Origin of the sequence: Pseudomonas sp. IT-P4 (assembly GCF_949767755.1) — a bacterium.
GTDB lineage: Bacteria > Pseudomonadota > Gammaproteobacteria > Pseudomonadales > Pseudomonadaceae > Aquipseudomonas > Aquipseudomonas monachiensis.
The window spans coordinates 393,493-417,006 of sequence record NZ_CATKPX010000045.1 but is presented as its reverse complement, the minus strand read 5'-3'; the positions used below and the strand labels follow the sequence as shown (position 1 = coordinate 417,006).

Below are 23,514 nucleotides of genomic sequence, written 5' to 3'. Positions count from 1 at the left end.
GATGCACGCCCCATGTACAAACTGACCATCGAAGGCCTGCATAAAAGCTACGGCGACCATGAAGTCCTCAAAGGTGTTTCGCTCAAGGCCAAGACCGGCGACGTCATCAGCCTGATCGGCGCCAGCGGCTCGGGTAAAAGTACCTTTCTGCGCTGCATCAACTTCCTGGAACAACCCAATGACGGCGCCATGAGCCTCGACGGGCAGAACATCCGCATGATCAAGGATCGCCACGGCATGCACGTGGCCGACGCCGATGAGCTGCAGCGGATTCGCACCCGCCTGGCCATGGTGTTCCAGCATTTCAACCTGTGGAGCCACATGACGGTGCTGGAAAACATCACCATGGCGCCGCGCCGGGTGCTGGGCTGCGACAGGAAAGAAGCCGAGGATCGCGCCCGGCGCTACCTCGACAAGGTGGGGCTGGCTTCCCGTGTGGCTGACCAATACCCGGCCTTCCTGTCCGGCGGTCAGCAACAACGGGTAGCGATTGCCCGCGCACTGGCCATGGAGCCCGAGGTCATGTTGTTCGACGAGCCGACTTCGGCGCTGGACCCGGAACTGGTAGGTGAAGTGCTCAAGGTGATCCAGGGCCTGGCCGAAGAAGGCCGGACCATGATCATGGTGACCCACGAAATGAGCTTCGCCCGCAAAGTGTCGAGCCAGGTGTTGTTTCTGCACCAGGGCCTGGTGGAGGAAGAAGGCGCGCCGGAAGACGTGCTGGGCAATCCGAAAAGCGAGCGGTTGAAGCAGTTCCTGAGTGGCAACCTGAAATAACCGCCGGGAGGAGAAGTGGAAGCCGGTTTGCCGGCTTCCAACATCAGTCAACCGTTATGCCGCCGCCTCGTCTTCCAACCTGAAACTGCCATTTTCCACTTGCAGACCATTAGCGTCCGTCCCACTGAAGCGCCCGGCAAACTGCGCGTCACCCCCCACCGTCAACTCGAGCGTTCCTGGGTAAAGCTCTGCCTCCGAGGTGCCGATCACATGGATGACCATGGGAGATCCCTCGTTGAGCCCCAGGCTGAAGCTGCCAGTCTGGATACTCACCGGCAAGTACACGTAGAACGCAGTCCCCTGACCGTTATCCGCCTCAATGCAATAAATGCCTGACCGCTGATGGAAATCGAGCCCATCCGTTACGCGAAACTGCGTGGAGCCGTCTGTCGTGATTACATCGGCGCTCAAATGTCCCGATCGATTTGCGCTCACACTCATCTGAATATTCCTTTTCATATTCGAAGTTAACTGTCTGATGCCCCAGTTAAAGGCCCCAGGGCACGCAGCTCCCGGATAGAACCACGGCCATGCCTGTCGATTGGTTTCCCCGACAGACACAGTTACTTCCGAATATGTACAGGCCGATTCAGACGCTACGTTCGTCTATAGCAACAACAGGCACAGGCCTGCTTGCTGAAGACAACAGGCACAGTTCAACAGCCATAAATAGCGGAAACCGAAAATCAGGCGACAGGCGCAGGCGGCGGCTCATCCGGCAGCGTAGGCTCACCCGGTTCGTTAGGCTGCTCATTCGGGGTATCAGGATCAGGCTGGCCGGGAATACCCCCTGCCATGCTGACGGGCGGGTGCGCCAACAAGGACCAGGCCAGAACGCCAACCTGATTGGGTTCAAGCCTTGCCAGTTCGGCACTGATTCGCGGATCGATCTTCATTCGGCACTCCTGAGCGATGGCCCGACCCGCCTTGCGCGGATCGGAACAGTACACCCCATAGAGTGTACGCCCGCTCAGGAATTCCCGACATTTGTCAGACGGTTGACTCAGGTGCGTGGCAGGGTCACGCCACGCTGGCCCTGATACTTGCCGCCACGGTCCTTGTAGGACACTTCACACTCTTCGTCAGACTCAAGGAACAGCATCTGCGCCACGCCTTCGTTCGCGTAGATTTTCGCCGGCAGATTGGTGGTATTGGAGAACTCCAGGGTCACATGGCCTTCCCACTCAGGCTCGAGCGGCGTGACGTTGACGATGATGCCGCAGCGCGCGTAGGTGCTTTTACCCAGGCAAATGGTCAAAACGTTGCGCGGAATGCGGAAATATTCGACGGTGCTGGCCAGGGCGAACGAGTTCGGCGGAATGATGCACACGTCGCTATGGATATCGACGAAGCTGCCGGCGTCGAAGTTCTTCGGGTCGACGATGGCCGAATTGATGTTGGTGAACACCTTGAAATGATTGGTGCAACGCACATCGTAGCCGTAGCTCGACACGCCGTAGGAGATCACACGGCTATCGTCGCTGCCGCGCATCTGGCGCTCGACGAAAGGCTCGATCATGCCGTGTTCCTGCGCCATGCGGCGAATCCACTTGTCCGATTTGATGCTCATGGCGGGTGTCCTGAATAGCGAGGTCGAAAAATTCTGTCCGGCATCTTACCGGGCGCGCCGCCGGGTTCAAAGTCCGCGGTGCAATTCTCGCCGAACAGGCAGGAATTACGGGCTCTGGCGACGAACCGTCACACCGCCGATCCTTAAAACAGAGAAACCTGTGCAAGAAGCATTGGCACGTCCCGGAAAAAGGGTTAAGGTGGCGTCACTGTGCTGCTTGTGTCACTGAGAATCTCTACACGATATGTTGAATTTCGATCCAACCATCTACAAGAATTTTTCCTGCTCTTTGCACTCAGTCTCGGCCAGGGTTCTTCCTGAGTCGCAGTTATCTTTGTTCAAGGAGTTACACCATGTCTAATCGCCAAACCGGTACCGTTAAGTGGTTCAACGATGAAAAAGGCTTCGGCTTCATCACTCCACAATCCGGTGACGACCTGTTCGTTCACTTCAAAGCTATCCAATCCGACGGCTTCAAAAGCCTGAAAGAAGGCCAACAGGTTTCTTTCATCGCTACCCGCGGTCAGAAAGGCATGCAAGCTGAAGAAGTTCAAGTTATCTAACTTGTACTTGCTTTAGTAAAAAGCCCCGCCCTCAACAGCGGGGCTTTTTTGTGCCTATGTGTTTTTCATAGGTAAAAAACATCGCAGCCTGCGGCAGCTCCTACAGGGTGAACATAACTCCCCTGTAGGAGCTGCCGCAGGCTGCGATCTTTTAGCGTCCTACCAAGTCACGCCAAACCCTGCGGTGTAGCGTGTCTTGTCCAGATCCGAATCGTCGGTGCCGCTGATGATGTCGCGCTCCGCCTTCAGGTTCAGCGAAGCCCAGTCAGTCACCTTGTAGCGCAACCCCATCTCGGCATCGAGTGCGTAGTCGGCTACATCCGACAGCGGTTTGCCAACCTCGCCATTGGTAAAGAACTCGACACGCTTGCCAACCAGATAGCGGTTGTAGTCCCACGTCATGGCCAGGGCGTAGAAATTTTCATTGCTGCCATCGGAAAATTCATAATCCGTGCGGTTGACCAGCGAGCCCAGGGAGAATGCTCCGAGTTCGTTATCCCAGAACTGATAGCCGGGACCGGTACCGACCGTGCGCTGCCGGGAAAGATCCTCGACCTTGTCGCGCTTATAGACCAGACGTCCCTGCCAGAACCATTGCTCGGTCAGGAATCGGTCGATGGAGTACTCGGCCCGCCAGTTGTCCGTGGTCACCACGTCGTCCTGGAACTCACGGTTGTATTCACCTTCAGCGGTGTGCCGCCAGCGACCGTGTCGCGCACTGGTCTTGAAATCGATGTCGTAGTCATCGGTGTCGTTTTCCGCCCGTTGATAATCCAGCGCGACATCGACGTTGCCTTTCCACACCAGATCCTCGACCACCGGTTTTGGCTTGAGAATCTGCTGAATGCTTGCCAGTTCGACCGTCTTAGGTGTATCGCCGTTGGCCAGCGTGACCTTGCCGGCGTCCGCCGCTATCAGCGACTTGGCCTTCTCGCCAGTGTAGGCATCCTGCTTGACCAGCAACTCCTGATCGCTGTCCAGGGTCTTGACCTGTTTCCAGTCGATCGTCACCGCACCGGCGTACTCGGTCTGGATCAGCAGCTTGCCGCCATCGAACAGCGTGATCTTGCCGCTCAGCTTGTCACCGTTCTTCAACCACACGGTATCGGCGAGCAAGGGAGAGGATGCGCCAAGGACGGCGAGACACAGCAGGGATCTGGACAACATAAACAAAATACAGGCTCAGGCTTGCGAGAAAAGTCGGCATTATCCGTAGGAACAAGGCCATGACAAGGACTGACCCGACTATTTCTGTTGAGTTCATTTCTCAACTTCCTGCGCAGGAATTACTCTACAGAGGGTAAAGCAATCTCCCCGAGGACTGACGGACGTGACCGATCCAACCGAAGACCCCGAGAGTGCAGCGCAAATCCGACGCACGGCGCTGTATCTGACACTGGCCCAAGTACCCAAGGGCAAAGTCGTCAGCTATGGCCAACTGGCCGAGCTTGCAGGACTGGGTCGCGCCGCCCGCTGGGTCGGTCGCACCCTCAGTCAACTGCCCGGCGACAGCAAGCTGCCCTGGCACCGTGTTCTCGGTGCAAACGGGCGTATCAGCCTGCCGGCGGGCAGTCCTTCGGGTGATGAGCAGCGCGCACGATTACGCATGGAGGGCATCAGTATCCAGAACAATCGTGTTGATATTCAGCGCCATGGCTGGCGTCCGGTAGAGCACAGCGGTTAGAGTGCGCGCTTTGTTTCCGTATTTCTTGAGGCAGACTCCAGCCCATGCCCCGTAAAACCTGGCGCGCCGCGCTCGCCGCTTATGCCAGCCCCTCGACACTCGTGCTGTTACTGCTTGGTTTCGCCGCCGGCTTGCCCTACATGCTGGTGTTTTCGACACTTTCAGTCTGGCTGCGTGAAGCTGGCGTGGCGCGTGAAACCATTGGCTATGCAAGCCTGATCGGCCTGGCGTATGCCTTCAAATGGGTCTGGTCACCCCTGCTCGACCAATGGCGACTGCCATTGCTCGGCAAACTCGGTCGACGACGATCCTGGCTCGTGCTGTCTCAGGCACTGGTCATCCTCGGCCTGATCGGGATGGGTTTCTGCGACCCGCAAAAGCATTTGTCGTGGCTGATCGCCATTGCCGTCGTCGTCGCTTTCGCATCAGCGACCCAGGACATCGCGGTCGACGCCTACCGCCTGGAAATCGCCGAAGACAACCGCCAGGCCGCACTCGCCGCCAGCTACATGTCCGGTTACCGGGTCGCTGCGCTGCTGGCTACCGCAGGCGCGCTCTACTTCGCCGAAGGCTTTGGCTCCACCGGCTTCAACTACAAGCATTCGGCCTGGGCCGGCACTTACATCCTGTTCGGTGCCCTGATGGTTCCGGCACTGCTGACCAGCCTGTTCATGCGCGAACCGCCGGTGCCATTGCGCACACAACTGCAGGCCGGTCGTTACAGCTTCGCGCATCAATTGGCATCGGTCTTTGTGCTGATCGTGCTGCTGGTTTCGGTGCCGGCCATGTTCACCCAGCTTTACAACACCGACTTCGCCAGCGTGTTGTTCCAGGGCGTGAGCCTGCTCGACCTGTTGCTGGAGGACCGCGCCTTCCTGCGCGCAATCCTCTACACCACCCTCACCGCCCTGTGCCTCTCGGCCATGGGCCGTCGTGGCCTGGCGCCTGTGTTGACACCGGTCAACGACTTCATCCTGCGATACCGCTGGCAAGCGCTGCTGCTGCTCGGCTTGATCGCCACCTATCGGATGTCCGATACGGTCATGGGCGTGATGGCCAACGTGTTCTACATCGACCAGGGCTTCACCAAGGACCAGATCGCCAGCGTCAGTAAAATCTTCGGCTTGATCATGACCCTGGTCGGCGCCGGCATGGGCGGCCTGTTGATCGTGCGCTTCGGCATCCTGCCGATCCTGTTCATCGGCGGTGTCGCATCCGCGGCGACCAACATCCTGTTCCTGATGCTCGCCGACATGGGCCCCAACCTGAACATGCTGGTGCTGACCATCTCCCTGGACAACTTCAGCTCGGGCCTGGCGACCTCGGCGTTCGTCGCCTACCTGTCGAGCCTGACCAACCTCAAGTTCTCCGCCACCCAATACGCCCTGCTCAGCTCGATCATGCTGTTGCTGCCACGCCTGATCGGCGGCTACTCCGGGGTCATGGTGGAAAAATTCGGTTACCACAACTTCTTCCTGATCACCGCCCTGCTAGGCGTCCCGACCCTGCTGTTGATCGCCTTGCACTGGTTCCAGGAGAACCGCCGTGAAGGCCCGACACCGACGCCGGAACCGATGCAGACCCCGGTCGCCGAAGAGTCGTAGCCCCTTACGCAGGAAAAATCGCGGAGGGCCGAGTGAATCGCGCCCTCCTGCCACACCGCCGACCGCACGCCTGTACGCCAGCGGATCTCGCCCGTACAATGCTCCGTCATTTCTCGTCATCAGCAATCGATAACGGCCAACCATGCGCACCAGTCAATTTTTGCTCGCCACACAGAAAGAAACGCCTTCCGATGCGGTCGTGATCAGCCACCAGCTGATGCTGCGCGCCGGCATGATCCGCAAACTTGCCTCGGGCCTGTACACCTGGCTGCCGATGGGCTTGCGGGTAATGCGCAAGGTCGAAGCCGTCGTTCGTGAAGAAATGAACGCCGCCGGCTCTCTCGAAGTGTTGATGCCGAGCACTCAACCGGCTGAGCTGTGGCAGGAATCCGGGCGCTGGGAAGAGTACGGCCCTGAATTGCTGCGCTTCAAGGATCGCCATGGTCGCGACTTCTGCGCAGGTCCCACCCACGAAGAAGTCATCACCGATCTGATGCGTAACGAATTGAGCAGCTACAAGCAGCTGCCGATCAACCTGTACCAGATCCAGACCAAATTCCGTGACGAAATCCGCCCACGCTTCGGCTTGATGCGCGGTCGCGAATTCATCATGAAGGACGCCTACTCGTTCCACGCCGACCAGCCTTCGCTGCAGGTCACCTATGACCGCATGCACCAGGCCTACTGCAACGTGTTCACCCGTTTGGGCCTGAAGTTCCGCCCTGTAGAAGCCGACAACGGCTCCATTGGCGGTGCCGGCTCCCACGAATTCCACGTACTGGCCGAGTCCGGTGAAGACGACATCGTGTTCAGCAACGGTTCTGACTACGCGGCGAACATCGAGAAAGCCGAAGCCGTGCCTCGCGAAACTTCCCGCGCCGCACCGAGCGAAGAACTGCGCCTGGTCGACACTCCGAACGCCAAGACCATTGCGCAACTGGTCGAAGGCTTCAACCTGCCGATCGAGAAAACCATCAAGACCCTCGTGGTGCACGCAGAAGAGAAAGGCAAGCTGATTGCCCTGATCATCCGTGGCGACCATGAGCTGAACGAAATCAAGGCCGGCAACCAGCCAGGCGTTGCCAGCCCGCTGGTCATGGCTTCGGAAAGCGAACTGCGCGACGCCATTGGCGCCGGTGCCGGTTCCCTCGGCCCGTTGAACCTGCCGCTGCCGATCATCATCGACCGTTCGGTCGAGCTGATGAGCGACTTCGGCATCGGTGCCAACATCGATGACAAACACTACTTCGGCGTGAACTGGGAGCGCGACCTGCCTGTTCCGACCGTTGCCGACCTGCGCAACGTCGTGGCCGGCGACCCGAGCCCGGACGGCAAGGGCACCCTGGAGATCAAGCGCGGCATCGAAGTCGGGCACATCTTCCAGCTGGGCAACAAGTACAGCAAAGCGATGAAATGCGAAGTGCTGGGCGAGAACGGCAAGCCGGTCACCCTGGAAATGGGCTGCTACGGTATCGGCGTGTCCCGCGTGGTGGCGGCTGCCATCGAGCAGAACAACGACGAAAAAGGGATCATCTGGAGCGACACCCTCGCACCATTCCAGATTGCCCTGGTGCCGCTGCGCTACGAGACCGAGCAGGTTCGCGAAGCCACCGACAAGCTGTATGCGGAACTGACCGCTGCCGGCTTCGAAGTGCTGCTGGATGACCGCGACAAGAAAACCAGCCCGGGCATCAAGTTCGCAGACATGGAACTGATCGGCATTCCACACCGGATCGTGGTCAGCGACCGCGGCCTGGCCGAAGGCAACCTGGAATACAAGAGCCGTACCGAGGCCGAGGCACAAGCGCTGCCGGTCGCCGACGTGCTGTCCTTCCTTCAGGCCCGCATCCGCCGCTGATAGCAGATATAGAGACGTCATGTTCAAGCGAAACACCTTAGGCCTCGGTGGCGCCGCCTTGTGCGGCGCCCTGCTGGTCAGCGGCTGTGCCAATCACATGTCACAACGCAGCGAGCACGAGGAACGGGTCGAGCGCAAATTGCTCGATCACAGCCTGCAGATCGATGTCGGTGAGCCCAAGGTGCTTGAGCTTCCGCAACGGCGGGTGAAAATCCACGAGCAGAAGACTTTCGAAGTCACCGAGTACGAAGTCACGCGTCACTACGACCGCTACACGCCGTACCAACCCTGGCGGGAGATTTACGAAATCCCGCTGGGCGCGGTGGCCGTGGTGGCGGGTGTCGGTGCCAACGTGGTCAACGTATTCGCCCTCGGCAATCTGCCGGACAGCGTGACCAAGGACTGGCTGAGCTACGGTTTTGCCGGGCTCAACCCGTTCATGAACGTACAGTCCCACGGTCGCGCGCAGCAGAACCTGGCCGGTATTGATGAAGTCCAGCGCGACAAACGCACGGAGTATTCAAGCCTGCCCTGGAGCGAGCGCCCGGTAGAGGTCAAGGCCGGCAAGGAAACGTTCGAACTGACCACCGACAAAAACGGCGTGTTGCGCCTGAACCTGTTGGACAACCCGTTCGCCGAACATGACATCAATCATCTGAGCCGGTTGCTGATCCGTGTCGAGGATGCCCAGGACGACGTACACACTGACTCCTCGCTAGCCGTCAGCAGCACCTTGCGCAGCAAGCTCTATGAGGCCCACGGACTGATTTATGACGATCTCGAAGGCGACGAAGTCAATCAGTGGGTCCACCGGGTCAAGCGCCTGTCGGAACTGGGTCTTGAAGAAGAAGCCAGCGAACTGGAACAGAGCCTGATCGAACTGACGCGCAATGATCCAGAATTGCAGGCCGAATTCCTCAAGTCACTGGCCCGCAATGGCGAGCGACTGGTGGCGAATCCGGGGCTGAACTAAACGCCAAAAAAGATCGCAGCCTGCGGCAGCTCCTACAACAGATCGCGTTCTTCTGTAGGAGCTGCCGCAGTCTGCGATCTTTTGTGTTTCAGAATTTACCGCTCAAACAACTCCATCTGCTCGAACCCGCCCCGCAAGTCCTCCAGCCGCACGCCGACACCCAACAACCGCACCGGTTTACCACCGCGATTGAAGGCCTGGGTCAGCATTAACTGATAACTGCCCAGATCCCGCCCTGCCCCGGCCTGCTCCAATGTCGTCTGGGTGAAGTCGTGAAACTTCACTTTGACGAATGGCTTGCCCGGACGATAGCTGCTGTCGATTCGCGCCATGCGACCCGCCAGGGTCTCCAGCAGTTCGGGCAACTTGTCCAGGCAACTCTTCAGGTCCGGCAGGTCAACGTCGTAGGTATTTTCAACACTGATCGACTGACGACGACTATCGTTGTGTACCACACGGTCATCGATCCCACGGGCCAGGCTCCAGAGTCGCTCGCCAAAGCTGCCGAATTCACGCACCAGCGCCAACTTGTCCCACTCGCGCAATTGCAGGCAATCGATGATCCCCAGCTTGCCGAGCTTGTCGGCGGTGACTTTGCCGACACCGTGCAACTTGTTCACGGGTAAACCACTGACAAAGTCCTCGACCTGATCCGGGGTGATGACAAACAGGCCGTTGGGCTTTTTCCAATCACTGGCGATCTTGGCCAGAAACTTGTTCGGCGCCACACCCGCCGACACGGTGATATGCAACTGGTTGGAAACCCGGCGCCGGATGTCCTGGGCGATTCGCGTCGCACTGCCTGCGAAATGCGCGCTGTCCGACACATCGAGGTACGCCTCATCAAGCGAGAGCGGCTCGATGATCTCGGTGTAATCGCGAAAAATCGTGTGGATTTCCCTGGACGCTTCTCTATAGGCATCCATGCGTGGCTTGACGATGGTCAGGTCCGGGCACAGCTTCAAGGCATGCCCGGAGGACATCGCCGAACGCACCCCGTACGCTCGCGCCTCATAATTGCAGGTGGCGATCACCCCGCGCCGGTCCGCCGACCCGCCCACCGCCAGTGGTTTACCGGCGAGGCGTGGGTCGTCGCGCATTTCGATGGCTGCATAGAAGCAGTCACAATCGACGTGGATGATCTTGCGTTGAGTCATAGCAAAGCCGTGTTCATGGCAAAGAAAAGGCGTCATGGCGTGCCGGATAAACAGTATCTCACCGACACCTGTATATAGCACCAGTAGTCTGAATGTTCTTTTCCATTCGTAGGAAGAGTCGATTGTGAATTTATTTTTTCAATCGAAAAATTACTTTCAATAGACGCGCAGGCCTTGTCCTGCCTGCCTCACAGACCTGTCGATCGCCCCTTTTGAATGCTAACCGATTGAACAGGAAGAGGTTTTATCGGAATTGGAGGTTGACACCCGAGCGCATCTCTATAGAATGAGCCACACAGACGCGGGATGGAGCAGTCTGGTAGCTCGTCGGGCTCATAACCCGAAGGTCGTCGGTTCAAATCCGGCTCCCGCAACCAAACATCAAGAAAGGCTACTCGAAAGAGTGGCCTTTTTTGTGCGCGCTTGTTTTGTAGCGCCCAATGCCGGAACAAGGCCTGGGGCTCAACGGGACCGAAACCGGAAATCGTTCTGATTCCGAAACTTAGGCCATCCCTGCGACCGTTTGCCGCGATTCAACGTTTATTTGACCTGCTTCAGGATTAACGGTTGACACCCCGGCGTATCTCTATAGAATGCCGCCACACAGACGCGGGATGGAGCAGTCTGGTAGCTCGTCGGGCTCATAACCCGAAGGTCGTCGGTTCAAATCCGGCTCCCGCAACCAAACATCAAAAAAGGCTACTCGAAAGAGTGGCCTTTTTTGTATCTGTTGAAAAAGTCCTTTCGCAACAATGACCTGTCACTGTGTAGCAAGCCGTTTTGGAAGCCCCAATGCGCCGGGTTCGAACTATGCTCTATCGCAGGCTGAAGCCTTCACGACTGATGACGCGCCGTCCCCCGCTTCCGGTGATAGGCGTTAATATTTGTGATTATTTTTTTCTACAGGGATTGGTAACTTGGCTGGATACCTCCATCCTGTCGCGCACAATCCAAGAGGTGATTGATGCGCGCCAACTCGTCTGATTCACAAGACACTGTCACAGCGGAACAACCGATCAATGCCGAGCGCCTGCGCCTGCTTGATCGATTGAGCAAGTACCGTCAACCCATTGGCCTGGCGGTCACCCTGCTGCTGTTCGCGATCGCGCTGATTGCCTGTCGCCACCTGTTGAGCGAACTCGACCTTTACGCGCTGCACGATTCGATCCTCGATGTTCCAAAACCTGCCTTGATGGGCGCACTGGGCGCTACCGTGGCGGGCTTCATCATTCTGCTCGGCTACGAATGGTCGGCCAGCCGCTATGCCGGAGTGAGCCTGGCACCGCGTGAATTGGCGCTGGGTGGTTTCACGGCCTTTGCCATCGGCAACGCCATTGGTCTTTCAATGTTGTCTGGCGGTTCGGTTCGCTATCGCCTCTATGCCCGTCATGGCCTGGGGGCGGCTGAAGTCGCGCGCATGACGTTGTTCGCCAGCCTCTCACTGGGTTGTGCCCTGCCACCCCTGGCCGCCCTGGCAACGCTCAGTGACCTGCCAGCCGCGTCCACCGCCCTGGGTCTCTCCGAGACGTTGCTGGGTGTGGTGGCGAGCGCCGTGCTCGTGCTGTTTTCGGTGCTGGCCATCGGTATCTACCGTCGTCGGCTGCCGGAACAGCCTTACCCGGACAACCTGCTGGTCAGGGTCGGACGCCGCACCTTGCGCCTGCCCGGGCGTCGCCTGACATTCCTGCAATTGATCATCACCGCCCTGGACGTCGCCGCCGCTGCCACGGTGCTCTATCTGCTGCTGCCGGAAACACCGCCCTTCGGTGCTTTCCTTCTGGTTTACCTGCTGGCCCTGGCCGCGGGCGTGCTCAGCCATGTGCCGGGCGGCGTCGGGGTGTTCGAGGCCATTTTGCTGGCGGCCTTTTCCGACACCCTGGGCGCTGCGCCACTGGCGGCTGCCCTGCTGCTCTATCGTTTGATCTATGTGGTCTTGCCCTTGCTGGTGGCCTGCCTGTTGTTGCTGATCAACGAAGGCCAGCGCCTGTTCCAGACACGCCAGACGTTGCGCGCGGCCTCGGGCCTGGCGGCTCCGATACTGGCGGTGCTGGTGTTCCTGTCCGGTGTTGTCCTGCTGTTCTCCGGCGCCACCCCGGAAATCGATACCCGCCTGGAACACATCGGTTTTCTGATCCCCCATCGACTGGTCGATGCCTCGCACTTCGGTGCCAGCCTGGTCGGCGTACTTTGCCTGTTGCTGGCCCAGGGGCTGCGTCGCCGGCTGTCGGCCGCGTGGATGCTGACCACCATTCTGTTGCTGGTGGGTGCCCTGCTCTCGCTGCTCAAAGGCTTCGACTGGGAAGAAGCCAGCCTGATGGTGCTGACGGCGAGCCTGCTCGGGGTATTCCGCCGCTCGTTCTATCGCCCGAGCCGCCTGACCGAACTGCCCTTCTCGCCCTTGTATCTGGTGGCCAGCCTCTGCGTACTCGGTGCGTCGATGTGGCTGCTGCTGTTCGCTTACCAGGACGTTCCCTACAGCCACCAACTCTGGTGGCAGTTCACCCTGGACGCCGACGCCCCTCGCGGCCTGCGTTCGCTGCTCGGCGCCGCTGTGCTGCTGGTGGTGGTGTCCCTGACCTGGCTGCTGCGCACCGCGCGCCCGGTTATTCACCTGCCCACGCCCGACGAACTGGAGCGCGCCAGCAAGATCCTCATGGCATCGGCCCAACCGGATGGCGGCCTGGCCCTGACCGGTGACAAGGCGCTGCTGTTTCACCCCAATGACGAAGCCTTCCTGATGTACGCCCGTCGCGGCCGCAGCCTGGTGGCGCTGTATGACCCGATCGGCCCGGGCCAGCAACGGGCGGAAATGATCTGGCAGTTCCGCGACCTGTGCGACATCCACCACGCCCGTCCCGTGTTCTATCAAGTGCGTGCAGAGAACCTGCCGTACTACATGGACATCGGCCTGACCGCGATCAAGCTCGGCGAAGAAGCCCGGGTCGACCTCAAGCGTTTTGATCTCGAAGCCAAGGGCAAGGAGATGAAGGACCTGCGCTACACCTGGAACCGTGGCACCCGTGACGGCCTGTCCCTGGAAATCCATGAGCCGGGCCTGGCGCCGATGGAAGAACTCAAGGTGATTTCCGATGCCTGGCTGACCGGCAAGAACGTCCGCGAGAAAGGTTTTTCGCTGGGCCGCTTCAGCGATGACTACCTCAAGCATTTCCGCATCGCGGTGATTCGTTTCGAAGGGCGCCCGGTGGCGTTCGCCAACCTGCTCGAGACCTACGGCCATGACCTGGCCAGCCTCGACCTGATGCGTGCGCATCCGGATGCCCCGAAGCTGACCATGGAGTTCATGATGGTCGGCCTGATTCAACATTATAAAAACCATGGATACGCGCGTTTCAGCCTGGGCATGGTGCCGTTGTCGGGGTTGCAACCCCGTCGCGGCGCGCCATTGACCCAGCGCCTGGGCTCGATGGTATTCCGCCGTGGTGAGCAGCTGTACAACTTCCAGGGCTTGCGCCGCTTCAAAGACAAGTTCCAGCCTGATTGGGAACCCCGTTATATGGCCGTGCCCGCCGGACTCGATCCGCTGGTTGCGCTGGCCGACACTGCCGCCCTGATCGCGGGCGGCTTGACCGGATTGGTGAAACGCTGATGATTCAACGCTCCTTGCGGTATGTATTGGGCACGCTGGTGATAGTGACCCTGATTCTCGGAGGCAGTTTCTGGTACCTGAAACGCCCGGCACCGGAACCGACCCTCCAATTGCTGACCCCGGCCGATGGTGCGGTGATGACCCGTGTCATCCCCGGCACCACGCCACGCGCCCAGGTGCTGGTGGCAGTCAACGAAGAGCAGAAACTCAGCGACAAGCAATTGATGACCCTGAGCCGTAGCGGTTCGGCGCAAATTGTCCAGGTGATCCTGCCCAAGGACTGCCTGCTGCAAAGCCGTGCCCTGCAATCGGGGCTGCGGGAACTCAAAGGCCCGGCGACCCTGGTCAGCGGCATCGGCCCTGGCGCCGTGCTGGCCTGGCGCTGGTTGTCCGAGCAAAAGGACGACAAGGCCCAAGCCGTCTCGGTCGACCTGGCCCTGGAAAAGGGTGGCTGCACGCACCTGTTGCCCAAAAGCGCCGCCCACGGCCACTGGCTGGCGGCGTGGAACGACAACCCGGACGACACCAGCGCCGGCTTTGTGCGTGATCAACCGAACGCCGAAACCAGCATCAGCGACTACGACATCAACCTGCCGCAGGTGCTGAACAACGAACTGCGCAAGATCCTCGTCGGCGGCGACAAAGCCGCTGGCGGCCTGCAGATCCCGGTGGTCGAAGTGCCAGCAGGCCAGGCCAGGGACACCGTGACCCTGTTCCTGTCCGGTGACGGTGGCTGGCGCGACCTCGACCGCGACGTGGCGGGCGAGATGGCCAAGATCGGCTACCCGGTGGTCGGCATCGACACCCTGCGCTACTACTGGCAGCACAAGAGCCCGGAGCAAAGCGCGCTGGACCTGGCTGAACTGATGCAACACTACCGGCAGAAATGGGGCACCAAACGCTTCATCCTGACCGGTTACTCGTTCGGTGCCGACGTACTGCCGGCGATCTACAACCGCCTGGCCGAATCGGAACAGCAACGCGTCGACGCGATCATCCTGCTGGCCTTCGCCCGTACCGGCAGCTTCGAAATTGAAGTCGAAGGCTGGCTCGGCAACGCCGGCAAGGAAGCCGCCACCGGCCCGGAAATGGCCAAGCTGCCAGCCGCCAAAGTAGTGTGCATCTACGGTGAGGAAGAAACCGACGAGAGTGGCTGCACCGACAAGACGGCGGTGGGCGAAGCCATCAAACTGCCTGGCGGTCATCACTTCGACGAGAACTATCCGGCGCTGGCCAAGCGCCTGGTGGATGTGATTGAGAAGCGGCAGGTGAAGGAAGCCGAAACGACCGCTCAGGAGTGATCTGATAGAGCCTCCCAAAAAGATCGCAGCCTTCGGCAGCTCCTACAGGGTGTACACATTCCAATGTAGGAGCTGCCGAAGGCTGCGATCTTTTGAACTTACTCTTGCCCTAGAACACAAAAGCCCCCGCTGCCGCAACGGCAACGGGGGCTTGTTGATGAGGTTTACATCTCCACCTGCGTCCCCAACTCAATCACCCGGTTCAGCGGCAGATTGAAGAAACGCAAATTGCCGTTGGCGTTCTGCAACATAAAGGCGAACAGCGCCTCACGCCAGCGCGACATGCCTTCGAGCTTGGAGGCGATGACCGTTTCGCGGCTGAGGAAGTAGGTGGTGCGCATCGGGCTGAAGTCCAGCTCATCGAGGTGGCACAGTTTCAGCGCTTTCGGTACGTCCGGTTCGTCGGTAAAGCCGAAGTGCAGGATCACCCGGAAGAAACCTTCGCCATAGGCATCGACCTCGAACCGTCGTGTTGGCGGCACCCGCGGGATGTCTTCGTACACCACCGTCAGCAGCACCACTTGCTCGTGTAGCACCTGGTTATGCAGCAGGTTGTGCAACAGCGCGTGGGGCACGGCATCCGGGCGTGCCGTCAGGAACACGGCGGTGCCCTGAACACGATGGGGAGGCTGTACGGCAATGCTGCTGATGAAGATCGGCAACGGCAAGCCACCCTCATCGATACGCTCGACCAGCAACTGCTTGCCGCGTTTCCAGGTGGTCATCAGCACAAACAGCGCGAAACCGGCGATGACCGGGAATGCACCGCCCTGAACGATTTTCGGCACGTTGGCGGCGAAGTACACACCGTCTACCAACAGGAAACCCAGCAGGACCGGCACCACCAGCACCGGAGGCCACTTCCACAGTAGCAGGATCACCGCGGATACCAGAATGCTGGTCATCAGCATGGTCCCGGTCACCGCCACGCCGTAGGCCGAGGCCAGGGCGCCGGAGGATTCGAAACCCAGCACCAACAACACCACGCCGACCATCAACGCCCAGTTCACCGCACCGATGTAGATCTGGCCCTGTTCGGCGCTGGAGGTGTGCTGGATGTGCATGCGCGGGATGTAACCAAGCTGGATCGCCTGGCGGGTCAGGGAGAACGCACCGGAAATCACTGCTTGCGAGGCAATCACCGTGGCCATGGTCGACAGCCCGACCAGCGGGATCAATGCCCAGCTCGGTGCCAGCAGGTAGAAGGGGTTACGGGCAGCTTCCGGGTCGCCCAGCAGCAAGGCCCCTTGACCAAAATAGTTCAACACCAGCGCCGGCAGCACGAGGATGAACCAGGCACGAGCGATTGGCTTGCGGCCGAAGTGGCCCATGTCCGCGTACAGCGCTTCGGCACCGGTCAATGCCAGCACCACGGCACCGAGAATCGACACCCCCATGCCCGGATGGACCATGAAGAAACGTACGCCCCACACCGGGTTCATCGCCTGGAGGACTTCCGGATGCTGGCTGATGCCATAGACGCCCAGTGCGCCCAGTACGAGGAACCAGGTCACCATGATCGGCCCGAACAGAATGCCGATGCGCGCCGTACCATGGCTCTGGATCAGGAACAGCGCCACCAGCACCACCAGTGAGATAGGCACCACCCAATGGTCGATCCCGTCGAACGCCAACCCCAGGCCTTCAATCGCCGACAGTACGGAGATCGCCGGGGTGATCATGCTGTCGCCATAGAACAAGGCCGCGCCGATCAGCCCGCAGACCACCAGCAACGTACGCAATTTGGCGTGCCCCGCCGCCGCCCGCCGGGCCAGTGCGGTCAAGGCCATGATGCCGCCTTCGCCCTGGTTGTCGGCGCGCAGCACGAACATCATGTACTTGATCGACACGACCCAGATCAGCGACCAGAAGATCAGTGCCAGAATCCCCAGCACCCCGTCATGGTTGACCGGTACGCCGTAGCCTCCGGAAAACACTTCCTTGAGGGTGTACAACGGACTGGTGCCGATATCGCCATAAACCACCCCGACTGCCGCGACCAGCATGCCGATCGGCTTGACCGCCGAATGCTCGGCACCCGCAGCCTGACTACTTGCCTGACCCATCCACCACTCCTACTTCTCAGACCCTGGCCTCTTTGAAAGAAGCACTATGCTTTGTCGTGCAGCATGCGCTGTTTTACTTCACGTTACAGACGTTTTGTTGACAGTAAAAAATCAGTAAAGCGTAACGGCGCGAAGCATAGCGCAGCACTCGTCGTATTTCCCTGCATAAAGCTGGTCAAGTGAGCGACTCATCGCTAGAATTGCGCACTTTTTGATCAGAGGCGCAGTTCAAGCGCCCGTCCGTCGGTTTTGCCCTATGCGGCAAACGACGTCACAAAATACCGAGGTTAGACATGTCCACCACTCCTGCGCCGGCCAATCCAAAGGTTGGCTTCGTATCCCTGGGTTGCCCAAAAGCACTGGTCGACTCCGAGCGCATCCTGACCCAGCTGCGCATGGAAGGCTATGACGTGGTGTCCACCTACCAGGACGCCGACGTCGTGGTCGTCAACACTTGCGGCTTCATCGATTCGGCCAAGGCCGAGTCCCTGGAAGTGATCGGCGAAGCCATCAAGGAAAACGGCAAGGTCATCGTGACCGGCTGCATGGGCGTCGAAGAAGGCAACATTCGCAACGTACACCCGAGCGTGCTGGCCGTGACCGGTCCGCAGCAGTACGAGCAAGTGGTCAACGCCGTGCACGATGTCGTGCCGCCACGCCAGGACCACAACCCGCTGATCGACCTGGTGCCACCACAAGGCATCAAGCTGACCCCGCGCCACTACGCCTACCTGAAGATTTCCGAAGGCTGCAACCACAGCTGCAGCTTCTGCATCATCCCTTCGATGCGCGGCAAACTGGTCAGCCGTCCGGTGGGCGACGTACTCGACGAGGCCCAGCGCCTGGTCAAGTCCGGCGTCAAAGAGCTGTTGGTGATTTCCCAGGACACCAGCGCCTACGGCGTCGACGTGAAATACCGCACCGGTTTCTGGAACGGCGCTCCGGTGAAAACCCGCATGACCGAACTCTGCGAAGCCCTGAGCACCCTCGGCGTCTGGGTTCGCCTGCACTACGTTTACCCGTACCCGCACGTTGACGAGCTGATCCCGCTGATGGCCGCCGGCAAGATCCTGCCGTACCTGGACATCCCGTTCCAGCACGCCAGCCCGAAAGTGCTGAAGTCGATGAAACGCCCGGCCTTCGAAGACAAGACCCTGGCGCGGATCAAGAACTGGCGCGAAATCTGCCCGGACCTGATCATCCGTTCGACCTTCATCGTCGGCTTCCCGGGCGAAACCGAAGAAGACTTCCAGTACCTGCTGAACTGGCTGACCGAAGCCCAGCTCGACCGCGTCGGCTGCTTCCAGTACTCGCCGGTAGAAGGCGCACCGGCCAATGACCTGGACCTGGAAGTCGTGCCGGACGACATCAAGCAGGACCGTTGGGAGCGCTTCATGGCGCACCAGCAGGCCATCAGCTCGGCGCGCCTGCAAATGCGCATCGGCCGCGAGATCGAAGTGCTGGTCGATGAAGTCGACGAGCAAGGCGCGGTGGGCCGCTGCTTCTTCGATGCCCCGGAAATCGACGGCAACGTATTCATCGACAACGGCAGCAACCTCAAGCCGGGCGACAAGGTCTGGTGCAAAGTGACCGACGCCGACGAATACGATCTGTGGGCTGAACAGATCTAAACGCAAAAAATACGCAAAGCCCCGCTCTCTTGACGAGATGCGGGGCTTTTTTACGGCTATTGTTTGAGGTTGAAAGGATTCCTATCAACCACTGCACAAGAGGCAGACGGGCATGCGTCAGCATTCAGTCATCCACACGCCAAAACTCGGCGACTACGAAGAATTGACCCGGGTCTGGGAGGCCTCGGTACGCGCCACCCACGACTTTCTGCCGGACAGCTACATCGAACTGCTGAAGAACCTGGTGCTGACCCGCTACCTCGACTCGGTGATGCTGATCTGCACCAAGGATTCGAACCAGCGCATCACCGGGTTCGCCGGCGTCGCGGCCGGCAAGATCGAAATGCTCTTCATCGACCCTGACCATCGCGGCCAGGGCCTGGGCAAGAAACTGTTGCGCTATGCCCTGGAACACCTGAACGCCGACGAACTGGACGTCAACGAGCAGAACCCCCAGGCCCTCGGCTTCTACTTCAAGCAGGGCTTCGAGGTCATCGGTCGCTCGGAGGTCGATGGCATGGGGCAGCCGTATCCGTTGTTGCACATGCGTATGCGTCAGGATCAACAAAATTCACACCATGGCTGACACAACACCGATACCCGTGTAGGAGCTGCCGAAGGCTGCGATCTTTGCTTTTAAGATCAAAAGATCGCAGCCTTCGGCAGCTCCTACAAATGGAACCGGGATTAACCGGCGCCAGGCAGGTACAATGCCCACCCCCTTTTTGTTACGGCCATGACATGACTGACCCGATTCGTCTCTCCAAACGCCTCATCGAACTCGTCGGCTGTTCCCGTCGGGAGGCTGAGCTGTTCATCGAGGGCGGCTGGGTCACCGTCGACGGTGTGGTCATCGACGAGCCGCAATTCAAGGTCGACACCCAGAAAGTCGAGCTTGATCCAGAAGCCAAGGCCACCGCGCCGGAACCGGTGACCCTGCTGCTCAACGTGCCCGCCGGCATGGACACAGACACTGCCATGGCCACCCTCGGCGCCGAGACCCTGAGCGAAGAGCACCGCTACGGCAAGCGCCCGTTGCGCGGGCACTTCCTGCGCCTGACCGCCAGCACCGACCTGCAGGCCAACGCCAGCGGCCTGCTGGTGTTCACCCAAGACTGGAAAATCCTGCGCAAACTCACCGCTGACTCCAGCAAGATCGAGCAAGAGTATGTGGTCGAGGTCGAAGGCGAGATGGTGGCCCACGGCCTGAACCGCCTGAACCACGGCCTGACCTACAAGGGCAAGGAGTTGCCGGCGGTCAAGGCCAGCTGGCAGAACGAGAACCGCCTGCGCTTTGCCATGAAGAACCCGCAGCCGGGCATCATCGCCCTGCTTTGCCAGGCAGTCGGCCTCAAGGTCGTCGCCATCCGTCGCATTCGCATCGGCGGCGTGTCCATCGGCAAAGTGCCTGTGGGGCAATGGCGCTACCTGTCCGGCAAAGAGAAGTTCTAAGGCTTTTCTCGCCGCCACACATTTCGGCGCCGCGCCTGGCCGCGACGCCCACAGCCGAATATCAGGACTGCACACATGATTCATAACGACGTACTGCGCAGCGTGCGCTACATGCTCGACATCAGCGACAAGAAAGTCATCGAGATCATCAAGCTCGGCGGCATGGACGTGACCCTGCCAGACCTGCTGACCTACCTCGACAAAAAAGAGGAAGACGAGGAAGGCTTCGTACGTTGCCCGGACGAAGTCATGGCGCATTTCCTCGATGGCCTGGTGATCTTCAAGCGTGGCAAGGACGAAAGCCGTCCGCCTCAGCCGATCGAAGTGCCGGTGACCAACAACATCATCCTGAAAAAGCTGCGGGTGGCGTTCGAACTCAAAGAAGACGACATGCACGCAATCCTCAAGGCCGCCGAATTCCCGGTGTCCAAGCCAGAGTTGAGCGCACTGTTCCGCAAGTTCGGCCACACCAACTATCGCCCGTGTGGCGACCAGCTGCTGCGCAATTTCCTCAAGGGCCTGACCCTGCGCGTTCGCCCGCAGTAAACGCCCGCCGGCCTTGAACTGCACGCATGCAGTTCAAGGCCGGGCCATATGGCCCCTCATTCCGCGTAAAAATAGTGGCTCCGCTTCTGGCGGCTGACGACTAGGGTATTAAGACCTCAGTTCTCAGGATTCGCCATGCATCCCTACTTTTCCCTGCAAGGCCGCACCGCCCTGGTGACCGGCGGCACCCGTGGTATCGGCAAGATGATCGCCAAGGCCTACGTCGAGGCCGGCGCCACCGTGTACGTCTGCGCCCGCGACGTCGAAGCCTGCCAGCAAACCGCTGACGAACTCGGTGCACTTGGCCGCTGCCGCGCCATCGCGGCCAACCTCGCCACCGAAGAGGGCGTCCTGCAACTGGCCTCGCGCCTGGGCGAGCAGATCACCCATCTGGACATTCTGGTGAACAATGCCGGCACCACCTGGGGCGCACCACTGGAGAGCTACCCGATCAAGGGCTGGGAGAAGGTCATGCAGCTCAACGTGACCTCGGTGTTCAACTGCATCCAGCAGTTCCTGCCCCTGCTGCGCAAGGCCGGTTCCGAAGCGAATCCGGCGCGGATCATTAACATCGGGTCGGTGGCCGGGATTTCCTCCTTCGGCGAGCAGGCGTATGCCTACGGGCCGAGCAAGGCCGCGTTGCACCAACTGTCGAGGATTCTGGCGCGCGAACTGGTGAGCCAGCACATCAACGTCAACGTGATCGCCCCGGGGCGCTTTCCGAGCAAGATGACCCGGCACATTGGCAATGATGAACAGGCGCTGGCGCAGGATACGGCCCTGATTCCAATGAAGCGCTGGGGGCGCGAGGAAGAGATGGCGGCGCTGGCGATCAGTCTGGCGAGCACCGCCGGGGCCTACATGACCGGAAATATCATTCCGCTGGATGGCGGGTTCAGCCTTTAAAAGATCGCAGCCTGCGGCAGCTCCTACGCCGTACGAATTCCTCTGTAGGAGCTGCCGAAGGCTGCGATCTTTTGATCTTTACGGCATCATGCCCTACCTGATTCCGCCTCGATCCCAAACCATGACCTACAGCGTTTACCCATCGGCTTCGTGCGCTCCTGCTTCAAGGAGAAGTTCGCCATTCCGCGCCAGCCGCAACTGGCCCCGGCCGCCCGTGGGGTGCTTGAACTGGTGGCGCCGTTCGATCAAGGGGACGCGGTGCAGGGCCTGGAGCAGGTCAGCCACGTGTGGCTGCTGTTCCTGTTCCACCAGGCCCTGGAGGAAAAGCCTCGCCTGAAGGTTCGCCCTCCTCGCCTCGGCGGCAACAAGTCCATGGGCGTGTTCGCCACCCGTGCCACCCACCGCCCCAATGGCATCGGGCAGTCGGTGGTGAAACTGGACAAGGTCGAAGCCGGTCGGCTGTGGATCTCGGGCATCGATCTGCTGGACGGCACGCCGATTCTCGACATCAAACCCTACGTGCCCTACGCCGACATCATCGATACCGCCGCCAACAGCATCGCCAGCGCTGCGCCGCAACTGATTCCCGTGCAGTGGACGGACACAGCGCTGCAACAGGCTCACGGGCATGCCCAGCGCCTTGCAGAGCCCTTGGTCGAGTTGATCGAGCAATGCCTGGCGCAAGATCCACGCCCGGCCTATCAGACGCCTGCACCCGAGCGGGAATACGGCGCGCAGTTCTGGGATGTCGATGTGCGTTGGCACTACCCGACACCGGAGCTGATCCGCGTCCTGGAAGTCATTCCTGCAATAAGCTGAACAACAGAAACAACTGTGGGAGCGAGCCTGTTCGCGAAGGGGTAACAGTCGACATTGACGTCGACTGACACACCGCTATCGCGAGCAGGCTCGCTCCCACAGGTAAAACAAAGTTGTTACTGGTGCTTACTTCTCGACGAATGCACGCTCGATCAGGTAATCACCCGGCTCGCGCATCCGCGGCGAAACCTTCAGGCCGAAGCTGTTGAGCACTTCGCTGGTCTCGTCGAGCATGCTCGGGCTGCCGCACAGCATGGCGCGGTCGTCCTGCGGGTTGATCGGTGGCAGACCGATGTCGCTGAACAGCTTGCCGCTGCGCATCAGGTCGGTCAGGCGACCTTCGTTCTCGAACGGCTCGCGGGTCACGGTCGGGTAGTAGATCAACTTGTCACGCAGCGCATCGCCGAAGAATTCGTTCTGCGGCAGGTGCTCGGTGATGAACTCGCGGTATGCGACTTCGTTGACGTAACGCACGCCGTGGCACAGGATCACTTTTTCGAAACGCTCGTAGGTTTCCGGGTCCTGGATGACGCTCATGAACGGCGCCAGGCCGGTACCGGTGCTGAGCAGGTACAAATGTTTGCCAGGCTTCAAGTCATCCAGTACCAGCGTGCCGGTAGGCTTCTTGCTGATGATGATCTCGTCGCCTTCCTTCAGATGCTGCAACTGCGAAGTCAGCGGACCATCAGGCACCTTGATGCTGAAGAACTCGAGATGCTCTTCCCAGTTCGGGCTGGCAATCGAGTAAGCGCGCATAAGCGGGCGGCCGTTGGGCTGTTGCAGGCCGATCATCACGAACTGACCGTTCTCGAAGCGCAGGCCCGGATCACGGGTGCACTTGAAGCTGAACAGAGTGTCGTTCCAGTGGTGAACACTGAGGACACGCTCGTGGTTCATGTTGCTCATGTACGTGGGACTCCTGGAGATTTTGCCTGCGCCAGTGATATGCGCAATTGCATCGCATTCTAAAGGCAGAGACAATATCTGTTAAATGGATTAT

General features: G+C 59.9%; 20 protein-coding genes, 2 tRNA genes and 1 pseudogene. 16 read left to right on the top strand and 7 right to left on the bottom strand.

Annotation, left to right across the window (positions count from 1 at the left end; translation table 11 throughout):
- Nucleotides 1-12: 12 nt before the first annotated feature.
- Nucleotides 13-777, top strand: a complete 765-nt coding sequence (locus ACM6IT_RS19840) for an ABC transporter ATP-binding protein (RefSeq protein WP_095965070.1) — start codon at nt 13-15, stop codon at nt 775-777.
- 54 nt (nt 778-831) lie between these two features.
- On the opposite strand, the gene ACM6IT_RS19835 is transcribed toward ACM6IT_RS19840, so the two are convergent.
- The 3 genes from ACM6IT_RS19835 to dcd all read right to left on the bottom strand — a co-directional run bounded on the left by ACM6IT_RS19835 (nt 832) and on the right by dcd (nt 2,347).
- A complete protein-coding gene (locus ACM6IT_RS19835) occupies nt 832-1,218 on the bottom strand; it encodes a hypothetical protein (RefSeq protein WP_414918541.1) in 387 nt (128 codons plus the stop codon).
- A gap of 245 nt (nt 1,219-1,463) precedes the next feature.
- Nucleotides 1,464-1,673, bottom strand: a complete 210-nt coding sequence (locus ACM6IT_RS19830) for a hypothetical protein (protein WP_033047523.1) — start codon at nt 1,671-1,673, stop codon at nt 1,464-1,466.
- A 107-nt stretch (nt 1,674-1,780) separates the two neighbouring features.
- Nucleotides 1,781-2,347, bottom strand: coding sequence for a dCTP deaminase (gene dcd / locus ACM6IT_RS19825; RefSeq protein WP_007940589.1), 567 nt, complete (start codon nt 2,345-2,347; stop codon nt 1,781-1,783).
- 353 nt (nt 2,348-2,700) lie between these two features.
- Here dcd and ACM6IT_RS19820 point away from each other — a divergent pair, with 353 nt between their 5' ends.
- Nucleotides 2,701-2,910, top strand: a complete 210-nt coding sequence (locus ACM6IT_RS19820; protein WP_002554837.1) for a cold-shock protein — start codon at nt 2,701-2,703, stop codon at nt 2,908-2,910.
- A gap of 159 nt (nt 2,911-3,069) precedes the next feature.
- Here the strand turns inward: ACM6IT_RS19820 and ACM6IT_RS19815 are convergent, their stop codons facing one another.
- Nucleotides 3,070-4,077 carry a DUF481 domain-containing protein gene (locus tag ACM6IT_RS19815; protein ID WP_414913856.1) on the bottom strand — a complete coding sequence of 336 codons (1,008 nt, stop codon included), beginning with the start codon at nt 4,075-4,077 and terminating at the stop codon, nt 3,070-3,072.
- Nucleotides 4,078-4,240: 163 nt separating this feature from the next.
- Here ACM6IT_RS19815 and ACM6IT_RS19810 point away from each other — a divergent pair, with 163 nt between their 5' ends.
- From ACM6IT_RS19810 to ACM6IT_RS19795, 4 genes are all read left to right on the top strand, one after another.
- Nucleotides 4,241-4,594: an MGMT family protein gene (locus tag ACM6IT_RS19810; protein WP_056720885.1), complete on the top strand. Its 354-nt coding sequence runs from the start codon at nt 4,241-4,243 to the stop codon at nt 4,592-4,594.
- 44 nt (nt 4,595-4,638) lie between these two features.
- Nucleotides 4,639-6,198, top strand: coding sequence for an AmpG family muropeptide MFS transporter (locus ACM6IT_RS19805; protein WP_056720887.1), 1,560 nt, complete (start codon nt 4,639-4,641; stop codon nt 6,196-6,198).
- A 142-nt stretch (nt 6,199-6,340) separates the two neighbouring features.
- A complete protein-coding gene (locus ACM6IT_RS19800) occupies nt 6,341-8,056 on the top strand; it encodes a proline--tRNA ligase (RefSeq protein WP_056720889.1) in 1,716 nt (571 codons plus the stop codon).
- A gap of 19 nt (nt 8,057-8,075) precedes the next feature.
- The gene (locus tag ACM6IT_RS19795) at nt 8,076-9,029 is read left to right on the top strand and encodes a hypothetical protein (protein WP_056720892.1); all 954 of its coding nucleotides are present in this window, start codon (nt 8,076-8,078) and stop codon (nt 9,027-9,029) included.
- 95 nt (nt 9,030-9,124) lie between these two features.
- Here ACM6IT_RS19795 and dinB read toward each other — a convergent pair whose 3' ends face one another.
- Nucleotides 9,125-10,186, bottom strand: coding sequence for a DNA polymerase IV (gene dinB, locus ACM6IT_RS19790; RefSeq protein WP_056720894.1), 1,062 nt, complete (start codon nt 10,184-10,186; stop codon nt 9,125-9,127).
- A gap of 300 nt (nt 10,187-10,486) precedes the next feature.
- Here dinB and ACM6IT_RS19785 point away from each other — a divergent pair.
- From ACM6IT_RS19785 to ACM6IT_RS19770, 4 genes are all read left to right on the top strand, one after another.
- Nucleotides 10,487-10,563: transfer RNA gene (locus ACM6IT_RS19785), tRNA-Met, on the top strand.
- A 231-nt stretch (nt 10,564-10,794) separates the two neighbouring features.
- A tRNA-Met gene (locus ACM6IT_RS19780) sits at nt 10,795-10,871 on the top strand.
- Nucleotides 10,872-11,150: 279 nt separating this feature from the next.
- Nucleotides 11,151-13,793 (top strand): bifunctional lysylphosphatidylglycerol flippase/synthetase MprF, encoded by a 2,643-nt coding sequence (mprF, locus tag ACM6IT_RS19775; RefSeq protein ID WP_056720896.1) that lies wholly within the window; start codon nt 11,151-11,153, stop codon nt 13,791-13,793.
- On the top strand, nt 13,793-15,094 hold the full coding sequence (locus ACM6IT_RS19770; protein WP_414918540.1) for a virulence factor family protein: 1,302 nt from the start codon (nt 13,793-13,795) through the stop codon (nt 15,092-15,094). The genes mprF and ACM6IT_RS19770 overlap by 1 nt, the downstream gene beginning before the upstream one ends.
- Nucleotides 15,095-15,258: 164 nt before the next feature.
- On the opposite strand, the gene ACM6IT_RS19765 is transcribed toward ACM6IT_RS19770, so the two are convergent.
- On the bottom strand, nt 15,259-17,160 hold the full coding sequence (locus ACM6IT_RS19765; protein WP_056720900.1) for a potassium transporter Kup: 1,902 nt from the start codon (nt 17,158-17,160) through the stop codon (nt 15,259-15,261).
- 293 nt (nt 17,161-17,453) lie between these two features.
- On the opposite strand from ACM6IT_RS19765, the gene rimO reads away from it, so the two are divergent.
- The 6 genes and pseudogenes from rimO (at nt 17,454) to tsaA (ending at nt 22,514) form a co-directional block, all read left to right on the top strand.
- Nucleotides 17,454-18,791 carry a 30S ribosomal protein S12 methylthiotransferase RimO gene (gene rimO / locus ACM6IT_RS19760; RefSeq protein ID WP_056720903.1) on the top strand — a complete coding sequence of 446 codons (1,338 nt, stop codon included), beginning with the start codon at nt 17,454-17,456 and terminating at the stop codon, nt 18,789-18,791.
- A gap of 112 nt (nt 18,792-18,903) precedes the next feature.
- Nucleotides 18,904-19,377 carry a GNAT family N-acetyltransferase gene (locus tag ACM6IT_RS19755; RefSeq protein ID WP_409078234.1) on the top strand — a complete coding sequence of 158 codons (474 nt, stop codon included), beginning with the start codon at nt 18,904-18,906 and terminating at the stop codon, nt 19,375-19,377.
- Between the two features lie 155 nt (nt 19,378-19,532).
- Entirely contained in the window at nt 19,533-20,243 is a 711-nt protein-coding gene (locus ACM6IT_RS19750) for an rRNA pseudouridine synthase (protein WP_056720907.1), read from the top strand.
- 75 nt (nt 20,244-20,318) lie between these two features.
- A complete protein-coding gene (locus ACM6IT_RS19745; RefSeq protein ID WP_046816549.1) occupies nt 20,319-20,789 on the top strand; it encodes a DUF1456 family protein in 471 nt (156 codons plus the stop codon).
- A gap of 135 nt (nt 20,790-20,924) precedes the next feature.
- Complete coding sequence (locus tag ACM6IT_RS19740) at nt 20,925-21,695, top strand: SDR family oxidoreductase (RefSeq protein WP_414913859.1); 771 nt, start codon at nt 20,925-20,927, stop codon at nt 21,693-21,695.
- A gap of 121 nt (nt 21,696-21,816) precedes the next feature.
- A pseudogene (tsaA, locus tag ACM6IT_RS19735) lies at nt 21,817-22,514 on the top strand (tRNA (N6-threonylcarbamoyladenosine(37)-N6)-methyltransferase TrmO).
- A 126-nt stretch (nt 22,515-22,640) separates the two neighbouring features.
- Here the strand turns inward: tsaA and fpr are convergent.
- A complete protein-coding gene (fpr, locus tag ACM6IT_RS19730; RefSeq protein ID WP_008054100.1) occupies nt 22,641-23,420 on the bottom strand; it encodes a ferredoxin-NADP reductase in 780 nt (259 codons plus the stop codon).
- Nucleotides 23,421-23,514 lie beyond the last annotated feature (94 nt).